This is a genomic window from Streptomyces sp. PTL18, assembly GCF_059510295.1.
Map to the genome: position 1 here is coordinate 141,746 of NZ_JCAJZO010000014.1, position 20,997 is coordinate 162,742.

A 20,997-nucleotide genomic window follows, 5' to 3' on the forward strand; every position below is an offset into this window, starting at 1 on the left:
GCTCGGGGAACGGCCCGATTCTGTCACCATCTACACACTCTGAGTGACCGACTTCGGGCTCACCCCCCGACACAACTTCATGAAGGGAACCGGACATGGGTCCCCATCCCGCGGTCGCGGCGATACGCCTGGCGGTCCGCCGCGTCCTCCACGACATCCTCACCGAGCAGACCGCCGAGCGGCCGGGAGAGCACACGACCACCGGCCGTCCACTGCACGAGCGCCCGTCCGCGCCGCTCGTGCTCGTGGCGTGCTCGGGCGGCGCCGACTCCATGGCGCTCGCCTCCGCCCTCGCCTTCGAAGCCCCCAAGCTCGGCATCACCGCCGGCGGCATCACCATCGACCACGGCCTGCAGCCCGGATCCGACCTGCGCGCCGGCGAGGTGGTCGTGCGCCTGCGCGAGCTGGGTCTGGACCCTGTCGAGTCCGTCGCCGTCACCGTCGGCCGCGGCGGAGGACCCGAGGCCGCCGCCCGCGACGCGCGCTACGCCGCTCTGGACGCCGCCGCCGGCCGCCTCGGCGCTTGCGCGATCCTCCTCGGGCACACCCGCGACGACCAGGCCGAGACCGTCCTGCTGGGCCTGGCCCGCGGCTCCGGCATCCGCTCGCTGTCCGGGATGGCCGCCGTCTCGGGGGCCGACGGCCGCTACCGCCGCCCCTTCCTCCACATCGACCGGCAGACCGCCCGCAAGGCCTGCATGGCCCAGTCCCTGCCCGTGTGGGACGACCCGCACAACACGGACCCCGCCTACACCCGCTCCCGGCTCCGCCACGAGGGCCTGCCCGCCCTGGAGAAGGCGCTCGGCAAGGGCGTCGTCGAAGCCCTCGCCCGCACGGCGCAGCTCTCCCGCGACGACGCCGACGCCCTCGACGCCTGGGCCGGCCAGGCCGAGGCCTCCGTCCGCGACGCCTCCGGGCTCCTGGAGTGCGCCAAGCTCTACGCCCTGCCCCCGGCCGTGCGCCGCCGTGTCCTGCGCCGCGCCGCCATCGAGGCGGGCGCCCCGGCCGGTTCCCTCTTCGCCCGGCACATCGAGGAGGTCGACCGGCTGATCACCGGCTGGCGGGGCCAGGGAGCCATCAATCTCCCGGGCAAAGTGGTCGCCCAGCGGCAGGGTGGCAGACTGGTGATTCGGCAAGGCTGAGAAACGCCCCCTGCGGGAGGCGCCCGGCCGCCCCTCGGGGGGCCGGTCAGCCACGCGAGCGGGCCGAGGGGTGCGCCGCTGTCACGAGGAAGAGCGCGGGCACGCCGCGAGGGTTGTAGTCGTCATCCGGCTGCCGCCGCGCGGGCGACCGGCCGCGATCGGCCTCCACGGCGGCACGGCGCCCCGGACGCGCGAGCAATCCAAGCGGCGGGACGACCGAAAGTGATGCGGGTGGACGCGAAAGACATGGGTGCCGACCTCAAGCAGGTGCTCATCACGAAGGAAGAGATCGACGCGAAGCTGGCCGAGCTGGCCGCGAAGATCGACGCGGAGTACGCGGGCAAGGACCTGCTGATCGTCGGCGTGCTCAAGGGCGCGGTGATGGTGATGGCGGACCTCGCCCGGGCGCTGTCCACCCCCGTCACCATGGACTGGATGGCCGTGTCCTCCTACGGCGCGGGAACGCAGTCCTCCGGCGTCGTACGGATCCTCAAGGACCTCGACACCGACATCAAGGGCAAGCACGTCCTGATCGTCGAGGACATCATCGACTCCGGGCTGACCCTGTCCTGGCTGATCTCCAACCTCGGCTCGCGTGAGCCCGCATCCCTGAAGGTGTGCACGCTGCTGCGCAAGCCCGAGGCCGCCAAGGTCGCCATCGACGTCGAGTGGGTCGGATTCGACATCCCGAACGAGTTCGTCGTGGGCTACGGCCTCGATTACGCGGAGAAGTACCGCAACCTTCCGTTCGTCGGTACTCTCGCGCCCCACGTCTACGGCGGCTGATCCCTGCCGCGACCCGGCGCCACCGGCCGCCCGCGCGGCGGCCGGTTCCCGGTTTCAGGGTCTTTGTAAGACGTTCGGGAACCACAACGGGTTTCGCGCCGTTGGAGATGCGAGGGCGGTATTGCCGGCAGTCCCCTGCGGCTGAGGGTGGCGATCCTGGGGTACCGTCGGAAGAACTGTTTTTATCAAACTCACTATGGCAGGAGGGACGGGGCGGCACCGCTCCGTATGGATGGACGTGAAGCGATACTTCCGTGGGCCGGTCATGTGGATCGTGCTGGCCGTCCTTGCCGTGGTCGTGTTGATGCAGGTCGTCGGCTCCTCAGGCGGCTACAAAACGGTGGACACCGGCAAAGTCGTCCAGGCGATCAATAACAACCAGGTCGAGTCCGCCAAGCTGACCACCGGCGACGAGCAGGTCATCAAGGTCTCGCTCAAGGACGGCGTCAAGGTCGATGACAGCGACAAGATCCAGGCGAGCTACATCGGCGACCAAGGCGCAAGTCTGGCCACCACTCTTCAGAACAAGTACGAGAACAAGCAGATCCCGAAGGGCTACACGGTCTCACCGTCCAAGCAGAACCCCTTCGTCGGCATCCTGCTCTCCCTGCTGCCCTTCGTCCTGATCGTGGTCGTCTTCCTGTTTCTGATGAACCAGATGCAGGGCGGCGGCTCGCGGGTGATGAACTTCGGCAAGTCCAAGGCGAAGCTCATCACCAAGGACACCCCGAAGACGACGTTCTCGGACGTCGCGGGTGCGGACGAGGCGGTCGAGGAGCTCCAGGAGATCAAGGAGTTCCTGCAGGAGCCTGCCAAGTTCCAGGCGGTCGGGGCGAAGATCCCCAAGGGCGTCCTGCTCTACGGCCCGCCCGGAACCGGTAAGACGCTGCTCGCGCGTGCCGTCGCCGGCGAGGCGGGCGTCCCGTTCTACTCGATCTCGGGTTCGGACTTCGTCGAGATGTTCGTCGGTGTCGGTGCCTCCCGGGTCCGTGACCTGTTCGAGCAGGCCAAGGCGAACGCCCCGGCGATCGTCTTCGTCGACGAGATCGACGCGGTCGGCCGCCACCGCGGCGCCGGCCTCGGCGGTGGTCACGACGAGCGCGAGCAGACCCTGAACCAGCTGCTCGTCGAGATGGACGGGTTCGACGTCAAGGGCGGCGTGATCCTCATCGCGGCCACGAACCGCCCCGACATCCTCGACCCGGCCCTCCTGCGTCCCGGCCGCTTCGACCGCCAGATCGCGGTCGACCGCCCGGACATGCAGGGCCGTCTGGAGATCCTCAAGGTCCACCAGAAGGGCAAGCCGGTCGCCCCGGACGTCGACCTGTCGGCCGTCGCCCGCCGCACCCCCGGCATGACGGGCGCCGACCTCGCCAACGTCCTGAACGAGGCCGCGCTGCTGACGGCCCGCAGCGACAAGAAGCTGATCGACAACCGGATGCTGGACGAGGCGATCGACCGCGTGGTCGCGGGCCCGCAGAAGCGGACCCGGATCATGTCGGACAAGGAGAAGAAGATCACCGCGTACCACGAGGGCGGCCACGCCCTGGTCGCGGCGGCCTCGCCGAACGCCGACCCGGTCCACAAGATCACGATCCTGTCCCGCGGCCGCGCCCTCGGCTACACGATGGTCCTCCCGGACGAGGACAAGTACTCCACGACCCGCAACGAGATGCTGGACCAGCTGGCCTACATGCTGGGCGGTCGCGCGGCCGAGGAGCTCGTCTTCCACGACCCGACCACCGGTGCCGCGAACGACATCGAGAAGGCCACCAACCTGGCCCGCGCGATGGTCACGCAGTACGGCATGACCGAGCGCCTCGGCGCGATCAAGTTCGGCAGCGACGGCAGCGAGCCGTTCCTCGGCCGTGAGATGTCTCACCAGCGCGACTACTCGGAAGAGGTCGCCGCGCTGGTGGACGAGGAAGTCAAGAAGCTCATCGAGACGGCGCACAACGAGGCCTGGGAGATCCTGGTCGAGAACCGCGACGTCCTCGACAACCTCGTCCTGGCCCTGCTGGAGAAGGAGACCCTGGGCAAGGAGGAGATCGCCGAGATCTTCGCGCCCGTGGTCAAGCGCCCGCCGCGGCCGGCGTGGACCGGCTCCTCGCGCCGCACGCCGTCCACCCGCCCGCCGGTGCTCTCCCCCAAGGAGCTCGCACTGACGAACGGGGCCAACGGCGCCGCTCCGGCGATCGCGAACGCCACGGAGTCCGTCCAGTCCGTCCAGACGGAGAAGGCCACCGACGACCGTCGCGACAGCTGACAGGGGGCCCACGGGCCCCGGGAATTTCGGCCGCGCCCCCCAGGGTTCTAGCCTTGGGGGGCGCGGCCGGTTTTCATGAGGCCGCGGATGAGACGCGCGACCCGTGCGCGTCACAGGCGCAGGAGCGAGGCACCACATGACCGACCCGGTGACGCTGGACGGCGAGAGCACGATCGGCGAGTTCGACGAGAAGCGTGCGGAGAACGCCGTGAGGGAGCTGCTCATCGCGGTCGGAGAGGACCCGGACCGCGAGGGGCTGCGCGAGACACCGGCGCGTGTGGCCCGGGCGTACCGGGAGCTCCTGGCGGGGCTCAACCAGCAGCCCGAGGACGTGCTGACGACGACGTTCGATCTCGGCCACGACGAGATGGTCCTGGTCAAGGACATCGAGATCGTGAGCCTGTGTGAGCACCACCTGCTGCCGTTCCACGGGGTGGCCCACGTCGGCTACATCCCGGCCGAGAGCGGGAAGATCACCGGCCTGTCGAAGCTGGCGCGTCTCGTCGAGGTGTTCGCCCGCCGGCCGCAGGTGCAGGAGCGACTCACCACGCAGATCGCCGACTCGCTGATGCGCATCCTGGAGGCGCGGGGCGCCATCGTGGTCATCGAGGCCGAGCACATGTGCATGTCCGTGCGCGGCATTCGCAAGCCGGGCGCCAAGACGACGACGTCGGCCGTACGGGGCCAGCTGCGGGACGCCACGACGCGCGCCGAGGCGATGAGCCTGATACTGGCGCGCTGACCGCCGTCGGCGGCTGCAGTGCCGTCAGGAGACGGGCGCCGCGTCACCGTCGTTGTTGTCGTCCTCCGGGAGCTTGCAGACCCGCTCCAGGAACAGAGCGGCCGCTATGACCGCGATGCCCGCGACGACCGAGAAACCGGCGTAGATCGCCTGGTCGCGGCGGGAGGGCAGATCCAGGGAGCCCAGCAGGAAGACGCCCGTGCCTCCGTACATTCCGGCGACCAGGGCCGCGACCAGGGCGCTGGCCTGGCCGAAGACGACCGCACGGGCCGCCATCAGCGGGTCGACGCCCTTCGCGTCCTGCTGGCGCTCCCGCTGGGCATTGAGACGGGAGCGCAGGGAGAGTGCCGTGGCCAGCAGGACCACGGCGATCAGGGCGAGGACGACGGGGGCGGCCAGGGGGACCCGGGGCAGCGTGCCCACCGCGTCCCACAGGCGGGCGCCCGCCCAGGACAGCACTCCGGCCACCACGAACACCGCCGCCAGCGTCCTGATGCGCAGCTCTTTCACGATGTCCCTTCGTCGGCCCGGGCGTCGGTCGCACGGGGCGGTGACCGTCAAGCCCCGGCCCGGTAGACCTTAACGACTACTCGGGCAGCCGGAGTTCCAGGTCGGCGCGGGGCGTGACCCCGTGGCGGGTGACGGTGTCGAGCAGGTGTGCCACCGGGCCGCGGCCGGGCAGCTGTGCCTCCGGGTCCAGGTCGTGCCAGGGCGCGAGGACGAAGGCCCGTTCGTGGGCGCGCGGGTGGGGCAGCGTCAGCACCGGGTCCGCGGAGACGACGTCGGCGTACGCGACGATGTCCACGTCGAGCGTGCGCGCCCCCCAGCGCTCGTCGCGCACCCGGTGGAAGGCCTCCTCCACGGCGTGCGCCCGCTCCAGCAGGGAGGAGGGGGGCAGGGTGGTCTTCACGACGACCACCGCGTTGAAGTACGTCGGCTGGCTGCCCGGCGCCACGCCCCACGGCTCGGTCTCGTACACCGGTGAGACCGCCTTGACGCGGACGCCAGGCGTGTCCTCCAGAGCGTCTATCGCGCCCTGGAGGTTCTCCAGGCGGTTGCCCAGGTTCGAGCCGATGGAGATCACCGCCCGTTTCGGGTTCTGCAGGGTGGTGTCGGCGGCGTCCACTTTCTGCACGACGGAGGCGGGCACCGGCTGGACGGTCGGGTCGCTCTGACCTCCGGCGAAGAAGGCGCTCATACTCGGCTCCGGGTGATGGTGACGGTCACGTCGTCGAAGGGGACCGTGATCGGGGCGTCCGGCTTGTGGACGCAGACCTCGACCTCCTGGACCGGGGCGTGCTCGAGACAGGAGTGCGCGATGCGCTCCGCGAGCGTCTCGATGAGGTTCACGGGTTCCCCCTCGACCAGGGCGACGACCTCCTCCGCCACGATGCCGTAGTGCACCGTCTTCGAGAGCTCGTCGTCGGCCGCGGCCGGCCGGGTGTCCACGCCCAGGACGAGATCGACGATGAAGGTCTGGCCCTCCTCGCGCTCCTTGGGGAACACGCCGTGGTGCCCGCGGGCCTTCAGGCCGCGCAGCGCGACACGATCCACGCGAATCACTCCTGCAATCGTCGGTAGCGGCCGATCCTCACCGGGTGCGGTCGGTGCACCGGCCCGGAACGAATCTACCTGCGGGCACCGACAGAACCGGCCCACGGGGGCGCGCGCCGACGGCACGGGTAGCAGGGTTCATCGGGCGTTTCCCCTGGGGAACACGGTGGCTCATGGGTTGGTAGCCGCCCCTACCCAGGAGTAGGTGATTCCAACCACTCCCGCCGCCTACCCACTCGCACGGGGTTGTCCTCCCCTCGGAGGGACACATCTCAGACGGAGTCGTCCTCCTCGTCGTCACCGGTTTCGGTCAGCACGGGCGAGGCGTGGTGCGACCAGAGCTTCCAGCCGTCGGAGGTGCGGCGGAACACGTTCGTGGCGACCACCAGCTGGCCGACGAGCGGGCCCGGCCCGTCACCGCCGTCGGGCGACGGGCCACCGCTGAGGATGTTCTCGGTGCAGGTCACGAGAGCGGTGTCACCGGTCACGGAGACATGGACGTCGGTGAGGAAGAACTGGATGTAGTCGGTGTTCGCCATGATCAGCGCGTACGACCTGAGGACCTCGCCGCGTCCGGTCAGCACGGGCCAGCCGGGGTGGACGCAGGAGACCACACCGGTGTCGGCCGGGTCGTGGTACTCCTCGTCGACGCCCAGGTCGGTGGGGGCCAGCCAGAGCGAGGACAACTCCTCGAAGTCACCCCGCTCCATCGCCTCGTAGAAGGCCGTGTTGGCCAGTTCCACCTGTTCGACGTCCGTGTGGGCGGTGCTCACCGGGCTCCTTCGGGGGTTCCGGTCGAACGTGCGTCCTCCAGGGCGTGGGCGACGCGTACCGCGTCCGCCGTCGCGCGCACCTCGTGCACGCGCACGGCCCACGCGCCGGCGTGCGCGGCGAGTGCGGAGACGGCGGCCGTGGCGGCGTCGCGCTCCCGCGCGGGCGGGGGCGCGCCCTCGGGGCCGGCCAGGACGCGGCCGAGGAACCGTTTGCGCGAGGCGGCCACCAGGAGGGGGTGCTCGAGGTCGAGCAGACGGTCGAGGTGGGCGAGCAGGGCCAGGTCGTGCTCGGCGTCCTTGGAGAAGCCGAGACCGGGATCGACGACGATGCGGTCCTGGGCGACACCTCCTTCGAGAACGGCCTCCACGCGCGCGTGGAGCTCGTCCACGACCTCGGTGACGACGTCCTCGTAGACGCCCCTGACGTTGCCGCCCTCGAGGAAGCCGCGCCAGTGCATGACCACGAACGGCGCGCCCGAGGCCGCGACGACCGGGATCATCGCCGGGTCGGCGAGGCCCCCGCTGACGTCGTTGACCAGCGCGGCGCCGGCGGCGAGGGCCTGCTCGGCGACGCGGGCGCGCATGGTGTCGACGGAGACGGTGACGCCCTCGGAGGCGAGGCCGCGCACGACGGGGACGACCCGCCTCAGCTCCTCGTCCTCGTCGACCCGGGTGGCACCGGGACGGGTGGACTCCCCGCCGACGTCGACGAGGTCGGCGCCCTCGGAGACCAGGTCGAGGCCGTGCTTGACGGCGGCGGTGGTGTCGAACCAGCGGCCGCCGTCGGAGAACGAGTCGGGGGTGACGTTGACGACCCCCATGACCGCACAGCGGTCCCACACCGGAAGACCGGCCACGCGGCCCCGCCCACTCTTCGTGCTCATACGTTCAGCGTAGGCCTTCGAGGGCTCCGTACCCGGCTCCCGGGGCGGCTCACCGCCACGGCGGGTCGGCTGTGCCCATGCCGCCGGGCCCCGGCCCGGCCGGATCGCCCCCGGCTGTGGGTGACTGCCGCCCGGCCTCCGGGACCGGCCCGGGAGGTGCCCGGCGGAGGAAGAGGAGAGGAACAGAGGCGTCGGCCGGGCCCGTCGAGGGGTGTCGGTCGGCTAGGCGGCTCGTACCCCGCGTTCCGCCAGGTTGTGCGCACACGGGCGCGGGGCCGCGGGCCTGCGGCGCAGGAGGCGGGGGAGGGCCAGGTTCACGAAGCCCTCGGCCTGCATGACCGCGAGGCCGATGCGCGGGAGGTCGCGGGTGGAGGCGTACACCATGAAGCGCGGCTCCCAGCGCGGCTGGAACTTGGCGTTGAACTTGTAGAGAGACTCGATCTGGAACCACCGGGAGAGGAAGACCAGCAGCCCTCGCCACGCCCGCAGCACGGGTCCCGCACCGATCTTCTCGCCGCGGGCCAGCGCCGAGCGGAACATCGCGAAGTTCAGCGAGACCCGCTCGATGCCGAACTTCGGGGCGGCCTGCAGCGCGGCCACGATGAGCAGCTCGTTCATACCCGGGTCGGCCGAGCGGTCCCGGCGCATCAGGTCGAGGGAGGCCCCGTCCGTGCCCCAGGGGACGAAGTGCAGGATGGCCTTCAGGTCGCCGTACGGTCCCGCGTCCGCGTCTGCCTTGTGGGCCGTGGCGATCAGGCAGTCCCCGTCGGACGGGTCCCCGACGCGGCCGAGCGCCATGGAGAAGCCGCGCTCGGTGTCCGTACCGCGCCAGTCCTCGGCCGCCCGCCGTATGCGCTCCAGCTCGCCCTCGCCGAGGTCACCGATGCGCCGTACCCGGGTCTCGTAACCCGCGCGCTCGATGCGCTTCACCATCTGGCGCACGTTCCGCATCGCGCGCCCGGAGAGGGAGAAATCCTTGACGTCCACCACCGCCTCGTCACCCAGCTCCAGGGCGTCCAGGCCGGTCTCGCGGGTCCACACCTCGCCGCCCGTCTCCGAGCAACCGACGACCGCGGGCGTCCAGGAGTGCGCCCTGGCCTCGTCCATGAACCGCTCGATGGCGCCCGGCCAGGCCTCCACGTCGCCGATCGGGTCGCCGCTCGCCAGCATCACGCCCGACACGACCCGGTACGTCACCGCCGCCTTGCCGCTCGGCGAGAAGACGACCGCCTTGTCGCGGCGGAGCGCGAAGTGGCCGAGGGAGTCACGGCCGCCGTGCTTCTCCAGCAGGGTGCGCAGCCGCGCCTCGTCCTCCTCGGTGAGCTGCGCCGCCGGGTGTTCGGGACGGAACGCCAGGTAGATGGTGGTGACCGCGGTGAGCAGACCGAGCGCGCCGAGCGAGAAGCCCACCGTCCAGGAGGTGTTGCCGGTGTAGTCGACCGGGCCCTCGAAGCCGAACAGGCCGTACAGGACGTGCTCCAGGCGGTCGGACAGGCTCGGGTCGCCGACCACACGGTGCGGGTGGACGCTGACGATGACCAGGCCCAGACCCACCGAACCGGCGCCCATGAGGATGAAGTTGGCCAGGGCCCGCCAGCGGCTGCGCGGGTCTGGCAGGGCCGCGAACTCGTCCCGGTGGCGCAGCAGCGGCACCAGCAGCGCCACCGCGATGAGTACACCGACGGGGGAGTGGCGGTAGACGTACTCCGACACGGCGCCCGCCGGGAGCAGGAGCACCGCGGCGCGCCAGGCCCGCCGCTTGCGCCGGCGCAGCCCGTGGGCGAGGAGCAGCAACAGGACGCCCGCGCTCAGGGACAGGGCCGCGGCGAAGGGCCCGAACGAGCCGGGCAGCACCTCGACCATGCGGTGCATACGGCTGTGCCGGAAGCGCGGGAACACACCCGCGGCGATGTCCAGGACTCCCACGAGGGTGCAGGCCCTGGCGATCAGCGCGGGGACGGTCTCCGGACGCGGACCGCGGAGTATGCGACGCACCACACGTGATCGCCCCGGAACCTCACCCGACTTTTCCCCATCTATCCTGACAGACATCGCATCCCGTAGTTCTGCGAGAGACCTTGAGCCCGGTGCCGTTCGGGGCATCCGGCGACATTGCGCCCTCTAGGACGGTGTCTCGGGGAGAGAGGTTCACTCCCCATCACAAAGCCGGTTCAAAGCCGACGGAAAGTCCGGGGCAAGAACTGGCGAAACCGCGGGGGCGGGCCCCGCGGTCGTATGGAAAGCGCAGGCAGGAAAGAGCCCATGGGTCTCACGAGCAACAAGGTGCTGGCGCTGGCGATCATGTTCGCCGTGCTGCTGTTCGTCGGTACGGTGTGGTGCTGGCCGCGGCTCGCACGACGGAACTGGCGGGCCGTCAGTGGACGGGTCGGGCTGCTCTTCGCCACCCAATTGTCGATCTTCGCGTCCCTCGGGCTCTTCGCCAACCAGTCCTTCGGCTTCTACGCCAGCTGGTCCGACCTGTTGGGCCAGGACACGGGGCAGGGCGTGGTCGTCGACAACGGTGCCGCGGGAGCGAGCGGCGGAGCCGTCCAGTTGGTCGGCACGCAGACGGTGAACGTGGCGGGCGGCGGGCAGCCGCAGATCGGCGGACAGATCCAGAGAATCACCATATTCGGCGCCACGACCCATATCGCCACACCGGCGTACGTCTACCTGCCACCGGAGTACTTCCAGCCGCAGTTCCGCACGCGGTCGTTCCCGGTGGGCGTCGTCCTCACCGGTTACCCGGGTACGGCGGAGGCGCTCATCAAGGGGCTGAAGTACCCGCAGACGGCGCACGGCCTGGCCAAGGACGGAAAGATGCAGCCGATGATCCTGGTGATGCTGCGGCCTACCGTCGTGCCGCCGCGCGACACGGAGTGCGTGGACATCCCGGGCGGGCCGCAGGTCGAGACATTCTTCGCGAAGGACCTCCCCGACTCGATCAAGTCCCACTACAGGAGGGTGGGCGTCAGGCCCGCCGGCTGGGGCATCATCGGCGACTCCACGGGCGGCTACTGCGCGCTGAAGTTCGCGATGCACCACCCGGACGTCTATGCCGCCGCGGTGGGTCTGTCGCCCTACTTCAAGGCGCCGATCGACCCGACCACGGGCGATCTCTTCCACGGTAAGAAGAATCTGCAGAACCGTGCCGACCTCATGTGGTACCTCAAGCACATGCCGGCGCCCAACACCTCACTGCTCGTCACGAGCAGCAAGCACGGCGAGTTCCACTACAAGGCCACGCTCAAGTTCATTCAGCAGGTGCGGGCCAACAAGGTGACCCGTATCTCGTCACTCATCCTCGACAGCGGCGGCCACAACTTCAACACCTGGCTGCGGGAGATCCCGAGCTCGCTGCAGTGGCTGAGCGGGCGGCTCAGCGACCGCTGAGCGGGTGAATGCCCGGTATCTCCAGGGGAATTCATGCAATCCGGAGGCGGTCGGCTCCCCGTTCCCTTTCGGCAAGGGGGAGCCGGGTCGGGGTATCGGGCTTCCGGCTGCGCGCGATAAACGATCTTGAAGGTCTGTTCCGGCGACCCGGAAGGGGCCCGTGGAGCGCCGAAACGGGCTGGCAGAGCGGCCGGTGCGCCCTTCTGGGGGCAGATGGCGACCCGCATCCGATCCGAGTCCGGCCCGAGTCCGATCCGTCTTCGATTCGTCTTCGATCCGAGTCCGATCCGTGTCCCAAGGGAATCTCCCGGATTCGGGTGGCGGGGGATGTTCCCCATTCCGGTGCCCCCGGGACTGTGGGAACGCTGCGGTGTGGCCGTGTTTTTACCGGGCGGGGCACCATCATTCGCGTACGCGCGGTAAGTTTCTGGCCATGCCACGTGGACGTCACCGTCATTCCCCACCCTTGCACAGGCTGTTGCCTCCTTCGGTGATCGCAGGCGTCTCGGTCGTCTGCGCCGTGGGGCCCTGGTTGTTCACGGAGCCGCTGGTGCTCCGTGGGCTGGCCGCGGGTGCCGCGGTCACGACGATCGTGGGCTCGGTCGTCATGCGTCGCTGGGACATGGCCGCGGGCAAACGCGTCGCCGACCTCACGCGCGCGCGGGCGAGCGACGAGTGGCGCCACGAGGAGCGGGTCGCCGAACTGGAGACCGACCTCGAGGAGTCGCGCGAACTGCGCGCCAAGCTGGAGCAGAGGCTCCGCGCCAAGCGCACGGAACTGGCCAATCTGCGCAACGAACACGCCGCCCTGCTGCGGCGGTACGCGACGGCGGAGACGGAGCGCGCGAGTGCCCTGGAGGGCCGCCGCCTGCTGGCCATCGAGGCGGCGCCGGCTTCCCCGGAGCCGCCCGCGTCGGCCGCCGAGGCGCCTGCCGCCGGGCCGGAGAAGGATGCCGGGCCGGTGCCGCCCACCCCCCGGGCGTTCTCCGCCGGGGGTTCGGCGCTCTTCGCGGCGGCGGGCGAGGCGCTGGCACGGCTCGCCCGGGGCGAGGCCGCGGGCGCGGCCGACGAGCCGGCCGCGGGGACCGGCACCGGCACCGGGACGGCGAGCGAGCAGGACTCGCCCACGAAGGGCGGCCCGGACGACGACGGCGGCGAGCGTGCCCCCGCCGACCCCGACGCCCCGGAGACCGGCACTCCCGCGGCCGAGGCCGAGGGCGACCGGGCCCCCGCGCAGGAGCACCCGGCCGCTTCGAAGGAACAGCAGACCCAGCCTCCCGCCGCGGAGCCGGCACGCACCACCGGCCACTTCACGGTGCCGACCGCCGTGGCCGTCGTACCGTCGGCCCCGCGCCCGCGCCCGGCCGTCGAGGGCGGCTTCGACTTCTTCGGCACCAAGTCGGGGCAGAGCCTGGAGGCCGTGCAGAACGAGGACCTCGCGGACGTCGTCGGCCAGGAGGTGCTCGCGGTGCACAAGGCGGAGTCCGAGGCCGGCTTCAAGTCCGCGGGCCCCGGGGAGCGGGCCGTCGGCCAGGTCATCGACCTGACGGCGCACGACGAGACGGAGCGGATCGATGTCCAGGGGCTGCGCACCGCGGCCTCCTGAACCCGCCAGGACGTGAACGAGGGGCGACGGCACGCCGGGTGCCGCCGCCCCTCACGTCGTCGGGCTTCGGTGGCCAGGACGTCTACGAGGCCATCCACCGGTCCGGTCGGGCGTCCCGCCGACCCGTGCGCGACCGGTCCGCCTGCGCGTACAGCAGCGCCGCCGCCTCCTCGGCATCCCTCAGGCGCGCCGTGACCGTCTTGTTCGCGCCGGTGTCCAGGTGCACGTCGGCGACCCGCCACAACCGCTGCCACGGCCCCTGCCTCAGCCGTGCGCTCTGCACCTTGGCGTGCGGGACGAGGGACAGGGTGCGGCGCAGCAGGCCGTGCCGGGCGGCGAACACCGCCTCGGTGACGGCGAGCCCCTGGCCGCGCCACCACACCGGCAGGCACCGGGCCGCGCGCCGCGGCGGCCGGGAGGGGGACGTCGGCACGGCCACCCCCGGCAGCACCCGGGCGATCAACGACTCGGCGGCCGCGCGCGGGGCGACCGGCACCAGCACCGAGTTGGAGGAGCCCGCCACGTCGAGTTCCACCCGCACCCAGCCCCGCCGCCGCCACAGCAGCGGCTCCACGATCCGTACGCTCTGCACACGCCCCGGCGGCACCGTCTCGTGCGCCCGGTCCAGCAGCCCGTGGTCGATGCGGAGCCCGTCCGGAGAGTCGCCCACCGTCCAGTCGTACTCGCGTACGAAACGCCCCGCCGACCGGGTGGCTGCGCCGCCGATCAGGGGCAACCCGGCGGCCAGCACCGCTCCCACACTGTGGGTGCCGAGCCACACCAGCGCCGGCACGACCAGGGCGCCGAGCAGCGAGCCCCAGGTGGCGCCGATGAGGAGGAGCGAGACGGCCAGGTCGCCCGGCGGCACGTGCAGCAGCCGTCGTACCGGCGCCTCGCCGACCTCGTGCGCCGTCTCGGGGGTGAACCCGGCCGCGCGGGCGAGGAGCTCGGCCCGCAGCGCCCGCGCCTCCCCCTGGCCGAGATAGGCCAGTTCGTCCTTCTTGTGGGTGCCGATGACGTCCAGCTTCAGCTTGGCGACGCCCGCGAGCCGGGCCATCAGCGGCTGGGTGACGTCGACGGCCTGCAGCCGGTCCAGTCGGATGTGGGCGGTACGGCGGAACAGCAGGCCCGTGCGGATGCGCAGTTCGGCGTCGGTCACCGAGAAGTGCGTGCACCACCAGCTGAGGAAGCCGTACAGGGCGGCGGTCGGCACCAGGACCGCGAGCCCGACGAGGAGCGCGGTCGCGGTCAGCTTCGTCAGCTGCTCCTGGGCCTGGCTCGGGTCGTGCACGGCCCAGCCGACGACCACGGCGACCGGCGCCCAGGCGCGCCGCAGCGGCGTGACCGGATGCAGCCGCCGCTCGGCGCCCCGCTGCCCCTGGGATATGTCCGGCTGTGTTCCGGTGCCGCTCACAGCCCCGCCGATCGGGCCTCGCCCAGCTCGGTCAGCCGGTCCCGCAGCCGCTCCGCCTCGGCCGGATGCAGCCCGGGGATCCTGGCGTCCGTCGCGGCGGCGGCCGTGTGCAGCTGCACGCTCGCCAGTCCGAAGTGCCGTTCGACGGGCCCGGAGGTCACCTCCACGAGCTGCATGCGGCCGTACGGCACCACGGTCTCCTCCCGCCACAGCACGCCCCGGCTGATCAGCAGGTCGTCGGCGCGCTCGGCGTACCGCCAGGAGCGCCAGTTGCGGCCGAGCAGCGCCCAGCCCCAGGCGAGCCCGGCCGGCGGGAGCAGTGCGAACAGCGCCCACACCGGCCCGGCCAGCAGGCCCGTCAGCAGCGCCACCGCGAGCGTCCCCGTCCCGGCCCACACCAGCAGCAGCATCCGGCGCATCCTCAGCAGCCCCGGCGGCAGCCCCGTCCAGACGGGCTCCGCGCCCGCCTCCAGCGTCCCCGTTTCCATGGCGCAAGCGTACGTACGAGAGACTGGGGCCATGACTCCTACGACGGAGACCACGGTCGGGATCGGCGGCGCCGCGGAGAGCACCGACATGGTGCTCAACATCGGGCCCCAGCACCCGTCCACGCATGGTGTGCTGCGACTGAAGCTGGTGCTGGACGGCGAGCGGATCAGGCGCGCGGAGCCGGTCATCGGCTATATGCACCGCGGGGCCGAGAAGCTGTTCGAGGCACGCGACTACCGCCAGATCATCATGCTGGCCAACCGCCACGACTGGCTCTCCGCCTTCTCCAACGAGCTGGGCGTGGTCCTCGCCGTCGAACGAATGCTCGGCATGGAGGTGCCCGAGCGTGCCGTGTGGATGCGCACGCTGCTCGCGGAGCTGAACCGGGTCCTCAACCACCTGATGTTCCTCGGCTCCTACCCGCTGGAGCTGGGCGGCATCACGCCGGTGTTCTACGCGTTCCAGGAGCGCGAGGAGCTGCAGAACGTCATGGAGGAGATCTCCGGCGGCCGCATGCACTACATGTTCAACCGGGTCGGCGGACTCAAGGAGGACCTTCCGGCCGGATGGACCGCACGCGCGCGTACCGCCGTCCGTGACGTGCGCTCGCGCATGGACCGGTTCGACGACCTGGTGCTCGGCAACGAGATCTTCCGGGGGCGTACTCGGGGTGTCGGCGTCCTCGCCCCCGAGACCGTGCACGCGTACGGCGTCAGCGGGCCGATCGCGCGCGCCTCCGGCGTGGACTTCGACCTGCGCCGGGACGAGCCGTACCTGGCCTACGGGGAGCTCCGGGACACGCTCAGGGTCGTCACGCGGCAGGAGGGCGACTGCCTGGCCCGCTTCGAGTGCCTGCTGGAGCAGACGCACAACGCGCTGGACCTGGCCGACGCGTGCCTGGACCGGCTGGCGGAGCTGCCGCCCGGGCCGGTCAACCAGCGCCTGCCCAAGGTGCTCAAGGCGCCCGAGGGCCACACCTACGCCTGGACCGAGAACCCGCTCGGCATCAACGGCTACTACCTGGTCAGCAAGGGCGACAAGACCCCGTACCGGCTCAAGCTCCGCTCGGCCTCGTACAACAACATCCAGGCGCTGACCGAGCTGCTGCCCGGCACGCTGGTCGCGGACATGGTGGCGATTCTCGGGTCACTGTTCTTCGTGGTCGGCGACATCGACAAGTAGCCCCTCGGACAGCTCCTCGAGGGCGGCGTCCGTCGGGCCCACCGGCTGGAGGAGCCAGCCGAAGTCACCGAGGCCGCCGGGCGCGGTGAGTTCGGCGGCGGCTCCGGCGTGCGCGAGGGCGCGTACGTACGCGGTGGGGTCCGTGGCGGCGAGTGCGAGCGGGGGGCGCCCGCCGGTGATCCCGAGCGCGCGCAGCGCCGTGCGCTGGGTCAGCAGGCGTGCCCCCGGCAGGGCGCACGCGTCCAGCGCCACATGCGCCGTGATGTCGCAGGAGCCGTCCGGCACGGGAGCGCACTCCCGGCCCCCGCGGAACCCGGTGAGCGTCCCGAACGGCGGGCGGGCGCCCGCGCGGTGCGCGTAGTCGACGGCGACGGCCAGCCCGCGCTCGACGGTGGCGACCGCGGCGGCCCACGCGGTGTCCCGGGGCAGGCCGATCTCGGCCCGGCACCCCTCGGCGGACAGCGGCCACCAGCGCTCCAGCCACGCGGCCTCTGCTCCCGCGACCGGATCCCCGAGCCGCTCGGTCCCGTCCCGCCGGACGAGGACCACCCGGGGTACACCGTCGGCGTCCGCCTCGGCCACCTCGACCGGCACGTTGTCCAGCCACTCGTTCGCGAACAGCAGCCCGGTGATCCCCTCCGGGGGCCCGCCCAGCCACTCGATCCGGCGATCGAGGTCCCGGGGCCGGCCGGTGATCTCCACGGCGCACGCGCGCGTGCGGGTGGCCACATCCTCCGGCAGTGCGTCCAGGACCCCGGCGACCAGTTCCCCCCGGCCCGCGGCCATGTCCACGAACGCCAGCTCCGCCGGCCGGCCCAGCGCCTCGTCGACCAGGCACAGCAGCCGGGCCACGGCCACGGCGAACAGCGGGGAGGCGTGCACGGACGTACGGAAGTGCGCCGCGGGCCCCTCGGGCCGCCGGTAGAAGCCGTCCGACCCGTACAGCGCCTCCTCGGCCGCCGCCCGCCATCCCCGCCACTCACCGCTCACCCGCTGGTCCACCGGGTCAGGCTAGGCGCATCTCCGACGGGCACCTCGGGTGGGCACCTCGGGCGGGCACCTCGGACGGGCACCTCCGACCGCGGGGTGCCGGCCGGCATCCACCTTGCGGAGTACGTGTGCCCGTCACGGATCGGCCCTCCGGTTGACCCCCGCGCCCTGCGCGTTTCCCTACGCTGGGTTACGTGCAGCGCCTCTATGACTTCCTCCGCAGGCATCCCACCTGGGTCGACAGTTTCTGGGCCGTCGTCCTGTTCGGGCTCTCCTGCGTGAGTCTGACCAACCTCAACGGGGCGCCGGACCACCACGGATCGCTCCCGGTCGGACTCGCCGTCTCCGCCGTGCTCTGCCTGGTCGTCGCGCTGCGCCGACGCATGCCCGAGAAGATGCTGATCGTCGCCGCCGGCATGGGCCTGGCCCAGCTGGTCCTGGACGAACAGGCGATGATCGCCGACTTCGCCATGCTGGCGATCATCTTCACGGTCGCCGCCCTGGGCGCCCGCTGGGCCTCCCGCATCGGCCTGGCAGGCGGCCTGAGCGCGGGCACCCTGTCCACGATCCGCTGGCCGGACCACCACTCCGGTGCCCTCGGCAACATCGCGATAGCCGTCTTCCAGACCGTGCCCTTCGCACTCGCCTGGGTCCTCGGCGACTCCCTGCGCACCCGGCGCGCCTACTTCGCCCAGCTGGAGGAGCGCGCCGCCCGGCTGGAGAAGGAGCGCGAGGCGCAGGCCAAGGTCGCGGTCGCCGCCGAACGCGCCCGTATCGCCCGCGAGCTGCACGACGTGGTCGCGCACAACGTCTCGGTGATGGTGGTGCAGGCCGACGGCGCCGCCTATGTCCTCGACACCGCCCCGGACCAGGCGAAGAAGGCCCTGGAGACGATCTCCACCACCGGCCGTCAGGCCCTCGCCGAGATGCGCCGGCTGCTCGGCGTGCTGCGCACCGGCGAGCACAAGGAGGAGGGCGAGTACGTTCCGCAGCCCGACGTCGAACAGATCGACGAGCTGGTGGAGCAGTGCCGCAACTCGGGTCTGCCCGTCGACTTCAAGGTGGAGGGGACCCCGCGCCCGCTGCCCAGCGGTGTGGAACTGACCGCCTACCGCATCGTGCAGGAGGCGCTCACCAACACCCGCAAGCACGGAGGTCCGGACGCGGGCGCCAGCGTGCGCCTGGTGTACTTCGACGACGGCCTCGGACTGCTCGTCGAGGACGACGGCAAGGGTGCCCCGCACGAGCTGTACGAGGAGGGCGGCCTCGACGGCCGGGGCCACGGTCTGATCGGCATGCGGGAGCGCGTCGGCATGGTCGGCGGAACCCTGGACGCGGGCCCCCGCCCCGGAGGAGGCTTCCGCATCAGTGCCCTGTTGCCGTTGAAACCGGCCCACTGACACGCCCCCGAGACCGGCCCACCCGGCACGTGCCCGGCCCCAGCCCGCCCGACCCCCACCGACCGGAGGACCCCCGCCATGCCGATCCGCGTGATGCTCGTCGACGACCAGGTGCTGCTGCGCACCGGGTTCCGGATGGTGCTGGCCGCCCAGCCGGACATGGAGGTCGTCGCGGAGGCGGGTGACGGCGTCGAGGCCCTTCAGGTGCTGCGGTCGGCCGAGGTCGACGTGGTGTTGATGGACGTGCGCATGCCGAAGCTGGACGGTGTGGAGGCGACCCGCCGCATCTGCGCGGACCCGAACCCGCCGAAGGTGCTGATCCTGACCACCTTCGACCTCGACGAGTACGCGTTCTCCGGACTGAAGGCGGGCGCCTCCGGCTTCATGCTCAAGGACGTACCGCCCGGAGAGCTGCTCGCCGCCATCCGCGCCGTGCACAGCGGCGACGCCGTGGTGGCGCCGTCCACGACCCGCCGTCTGCTCGACCGGTTCGCACCGATGCTGCCGGGCGCCGGCGCCGGGCCCCGGCACAAGGAGCTGGACCGGCTCACCGACCGCGAGCGCGAGGTCATGGTGCTGGTGGCCCAGGGGCTGTCCAACGGGGAGATCGCGGCCCGGCTGGTGCTGTCCGAGGCCACCGTGAAGACCCATGTGGGCCGCATCCTGACCAAGCTGGGGCTCAGGGACCGGGTGCAGGTGGTCGTCCTCGCCTACGAGACGGGGCTCGTCCGGGCGGGCGGGCACGGCTGAGTCCACCACTGGCCCACCCCTGCCTGAGGATGCCCTCCAGGAAGTCGCTGCCGAGCCGGGCCACCGCCGTGGCGTCCATCTGGTGGAGGACGTAGCGGCCGCGGTGGCGGGGGTGATCAGGCGGGCCCTCTTCACAATGCCCAGGTGCCGGGATGTCTTCCGGCGGACTCATACCGTGGGACTGCGCCGGCTCGCTCGTGGTGAACGTACTGCGGGCCGGACTGCGGCAGATCTGCATCCGTGCCGGGCGGGACGGCGCGGCCGGCTGAAGGGACAGGCGTTCCAGGGAGAACGGGGAGGTCGGGCCCCTCGGGGTGCCCCGACCTCCCCGGCGTCCCGACGGCGTGACGCCCCGGCGTCCCGACGGCTCGACGCCCCGGCGTCCCGACGGCTCGACGCCCCGGCGTCTAAGCCCGGTCGACCTCCGGCAGCCGCTTCACGAACTCCGCCGCCGCCCTCTTCACGTCGTCCGCCGTCCACTCCAGGGCGGCGGCACGTACGGAGACCTCGGTGAAGGCCAGGCCCGGACCGCCGCGGTCCCAGGCGTGGGCGAACAGGAGTGTGCCGGTCTCCTCGCCCTGACGGATCGCCGTCCGCGCGAGGACGTCCGCCTCGTACGGCAGCCAGACCTGGAACTCGTGGGTGTGCGGCGGGTCGGGGTGCACCCGTGCCCACGGCAGACCCGCCGCCGCGAACCCCTCGCGCAGTGCGGCGGTCACCACACGCGCGTGGCGCACGTACTCCGGCAGCCGGGGCAGCTCCCGCTCCAGCCCGGCCAGGGCCGACAGCACCGTCGGGAACTGCTGGAAGAGCGCGCCGCCGTAGCGGTGCCGCCAGGTCCTCGCCTCGTCGACGAGGGTGCCGGGGCCCACGAGCGCCGCGCCGCCGTATCCGTCGAGGGACTTGTAGAACGACACGTAGACGCTGTCCGCGAGGCCCGCGATCTCCTCCAGCGGCCGGCCGAAGTGGACCGTGGTCTCCCACAGGCGCGCGCCGTCGAAGTGCACCACCGCGTCGCGCTCGTGCGCCGCCTCGACGACCTCGGTGAGCTCCTCGAAGGAGGGCAGGACGAAACCGGCGTCCCTCAGGGGCAGTTCGAGCATCAGCGCCCCGAAGGGCTCCTCGAAGGAACGCACCTCCTCGGCGGTCGGCAGCCGGGGCTCGCTCGTCACGTGCACCGGGCGCAACCCGCTGACCTCGCTGAACGCCTTCCGCTCGTGCACCTCGGGGTGGGCGAGCGCATGCAGGGCCACCGTCGGGTCGCCGACGCGGCCCGCCCAGCTGCGCAGCGCCACCTGCTGGGCCATGGTGCCGGTCGGAAAGAAGGCGGCGGCCTCCTTCCCCAGCAGTCCGGCGACCTTCTCCTCCAGCGCCTCGACGATCCCCGTGCCGTACATGTCCCCGGACTCGTCCAGGTCGTACAGGCGCTCCGCGCCGTCCAGCAGCGCCAGCCGCTCCCGGAGCGTGCCGAGGAACCCCGGGCGCGCCAGCACGCGCTCCGCGCCCCGGTGGACGGCGCTCCGGCGCTCCCGCAGCCCGCGTCGCAGCTCTCCGGGTGACTCCACCGGGCCTTCCCCGCCCTCCCCGGCAGGCTCTTCGGCACCCTGATCAGCGGTTCGCGCCATG

Annotated in this window: 19 protein-coding genes and 1 pseudogene; 9 read left to right on the forward strand and 11 right to left on the reverse strand. The window is 71.8% G+C overall.

The genetic code is table 11. The features are described 5' to 3' along the window. Positions 1–95 precede the first annotated feature (95 nt). The 4 genes from tilS to folE all read left to right on the forward strand — a co-directional run bounded on the left by tilS (position 96) and on the right by folE (position 4,936). Positions 96–1,142: a tRNA lysidine(34) synthetase TilS gene (gene tilS, locus AC5WS8_RS25045; RefSeq protein ID WP_496105707.1), complete on the forward strand. Its 1,047-nt coding sequence runs from the start codon at positions 96–98 to the stop codon at positions 1,140–1,142. Between the two features lie 225 nt (positions 1,143–1,367). Then, on the forward strand, positions 1,368–1,928 hold the full coding sequence (gene hpt, locus AC5WS8_RS25050) for a hypoxanthine phosphoribosyltransferase (protein WP_055523757.1): 561 nt from the start codon (positions 1,368–1,370) through the stop codon (positions 1,926–1,928). 232 nt (positions 1,929–2,160) lie between these two features. Next, complete coding sequence (gene ftsH / locus AC5WS8_RS25055) at positions 2,161–4,194, forward strand: ATP-dependent zinc metalloprotease FtsH (protein WP_496105708.1); 2,034 nt, start codon at positions 2,161–2,163, stop codon at positions 4,192–4,194. Positions 4,195–4,330: 136 nt separating this feature from the next. Continuing rightward, complete coding sequence (gene folE, locus AC5WS8_RS25060; RefSeq protein ID WP_496105709.1) at positions 4,331–4,936, forward strand: GTP cyclohydrolase I FolE; 606 nt, start codon at positions 4,331–4,333, stop codon at positions 4,934–4,936. A gap of 24 nt (positions 4,937–4,960) precedes the next feature. Here the strand turns inward: folE and AC5WS8_RS25065 are convergent, their stop codons facing one another. The 6 genes from AC5WS8_RS25065 to AC5WS8_RS25090 form a co-directional block, all read right to left on the reverse strand. Continuing rightward, entirely contained in the window at positions 4,961–5,446 is a 486-nt protein-coding gene (locus AC5WS8_RS25065; RefSeq protein WP_496105710.1) for a DUF3180 domain-containing protein, read from the reverse strand. A gap of 76 nt (positions 5,447–5,522) precedes the next feature. Continuing rightward, on the reverse strand, positions 5,523–6,134 hold the full coding sequence (gene folK, locus AC5WS8_RS25070) for a 2-amino-4-hydroxy-6-hydroxymethyldihydropteridine diphosphokinase (RefSeq protein WP_496105711.1): 612 nt from the start codon (positions 6,132–6,134) through the stop codon (positions 5,523–5,525). Next, positions 6,131–6,490 (reverse strand): dihydroneopterin aldolase, encoded by a 360-nt coding sequence (folB, locus tag AC5WS8_RS25075; RefSeq protein WP_496105712.1) that lies wholly within the window; start codon positions 6,488–6,490, stop codon positions 6,131–6,133. Before folB ends, folK begins: the two co-directional genes overlap by 4 nt. A gap of 272 nt (positions 6,491–6,762) precedes the next feature. Continuing rightward, positions 6,763–7,263 carry a nuclear transport factor 2 family protein gene (locus AC5WS8_RS25080; RefSeq protein WP_496105713.1) on the reverse strand — a complete coding sequence of 167 codons (501 nt, stop codon included), beginning with the start codon at positions 7,261–7,263 and terminating at the stop codon, positions 6,763–6,765. Then, on the reverse strand, positions 7,260–8,147 hold the full coding sequence (gene folP, locus AC5WS8_RS25085; RefSeq protein WP_496105714.1) for a dihydropteroate synthase: 888 nt from the start codon (positions 8,145–8,147) through the stop codon (positions 7,260–7,262). Before folP ends, AC5WS8_RS25080 begins: the two co-directional genes overlap by 4 nt. A gap of 222 nt (positions 8,148–8,369) precedes the next feature. Further along, positions 8,370–10,199 carry a phosphatidylglycerol lysyltransferase domain-containing protein gene (locus AC5WS8_RS25090; RefSeq protein ID WP_496105715.1) on the reverse strand — a complete coding sequence of 610 codons (1,830 nt, stop codon included), beginning with the start codon at positions 10,197–10,199 and terminating at the stop codon, positions 8,370–8,372. Positions 10,200–10,409: 210 nt separating this feature from the next. On the opposite strand from AC5WS8_RS25090, the gene AC5WS8_RS25095 reads away from it, so the two are divergent. Both AC5WS8_RS25095 and AC5WS8_RS25100 read left to right on the forward strand, forming a co-directional pair. Next, entirely contained in the window at positions 10,410–11,540 is a 1,131-nt protein-coding gene (locus AC5WS8_RS25095; RefSeq protein WP_496105716.1) for an alpha/beta hydrolase, read from the forward strand. Positions 11,541–11,973: 433 nt separating this feature from the next. Continuing rightward, positions 11,974–13,146 (forward strand): hypothetical protein, encoded by a 1,173-nt coding sequence (locus AC5WS8_RS25100; protein WP_496105717.1) that lies wholly within the window; start codon positions 11,974–11,976, stop codon positions 13,144–13,146. Between the two features lie 82 nt (positions 13,147–13,228). Here AC5WS8_RS25100 and AC5WS8_RS25105 read toward each other — a convergent pair whose 3' ends face one another. Both AC5WS8_RS25105 and AC5WS8_RS25110 read right to left on the reverse strand, forming a co-directional pair. Next, on the reverse strand, positions 13,229–14,560 hold the full coding sequence (locus AC5WS8_RS25105; protein WP_496105718.1) for a PH domain-containing protein: 1,332 nt from the start codon (positions 14,558–14,560) through the stop codon (positions 13,229–13,231). Beyond that, a complete protein-coding gene (locus AC5WS8_RS25110) occupies positions 14,557–15,048 on the reverse strand; it encodes a PH domain-containing protein (protein ID WP_496105719.1) in 492 nt (163 codons plus the stop codon). The genes AC5WS8_RS25105 and AC5WS8_RS25110 overlap by 4 nt, the downstream gene beginning before the upstream one ends. Positions 15,049–15,079: 31 nt before the next feature. Between AC5WS8_RS25110 and AC5WS8_RS25115 the strand changes: the two genes are divergently transcribed. Continuing rightward, positions 15,080–16,231 carry an NADH-quinone oxidoreductase subunit D gene (locus AC5WS8_RS25115; RefSeq protein ID WP_496105720.1) on the forward strand — a complete coding sequence of 384 codons (1,152 nt, stop codon included), beginning with the start codon at positions 15,080–15,082 and terminating at the stop codon, positions 16,229–16,231. Here AC5WS8_RS25115 and AC5WS8_RS25120 read toward each other — a convergent pair. Then, positions 16,196–17,233 carry an SAM-dependent methyltransferase gene (locus AC5WS8_RS25120; RefSeq protein ID WP_496105721.1) on the reverse strand — a complete coding sequence of 346 codons (1,038 nt, stop codon included), beginning with the start codon at positions 17,231–17,233 and terminating at the stop codon, positions 16,196–16,198. The two genes, AC5WS8_RS25115 and AC5WS8_RS25120, sit on opposite strands and share 36 nt — an antisense overlap. A 182-nt stretch (positions 17,234–17,415) precedes the next feature. Here AC5WS8_RS25120 and AC5WS8_RS25125 point away from each other — a divergent pair, with 182 nt between their 5' ends. Continuing rightward, positions 17,416–18,621 carry a sensor histidine kinase gene (locus AC5WS8_RS25125; RefSeq protein WP_496105722.1) on the forward strand — a complete coding sequence of 402 codons (1,206 nt, stop codon included), beginning with the start codon at positions 17,416–17,418 and terminating at the stop codon, positions 18,619–18,621. 78 nt (positions 18,622–18,699) lie between these two features. Next, the gene (locus tag AC5WS8_RS25130) at positions 18,700–19,371 is read left to right on the forward strand and encodes a response regulator (protein WP_496105723.1); all 672 of its coding nucleotides are present in this window, start codon (positions 18,700–18,702) and stop codon (positions 19,369–19,371) included. 22 nt (positions 19,372–19,393) lie between these two features. Here AC5WS8_RS25130 and AC5WS8_RS25135 read toward each other — a convergent pair. Both AC5WS8_RS25135 and AC5WS8_RS25140 read right to left on the reverse strand, forming a co-directional pair. Continuing rightward, positions 19,394–19,669 (reverse strand): annotated as a pseudogene (locus tag AC5WS8_RS25135) (ArsR/SmtB family transcription factor); the annotation flags it as partial. Between the two features lie 109 nt (positions 19,670–19,778). Beyond that, positions 19,779–20,996 carry a threonine aldolase family protein gene (locus AC5WS8_RS25140; RefSeq protein ID WP_496105724.1) on the reverse strand — a complete coding sequence of 406 codons (1,218 nt, stop codon included), beginning with the start codon at positions 20,994–20,996 and terminating at the stop codon, positions 19,779–19,781. Position 20,997 lies beyond the last annotated feature (1 nt).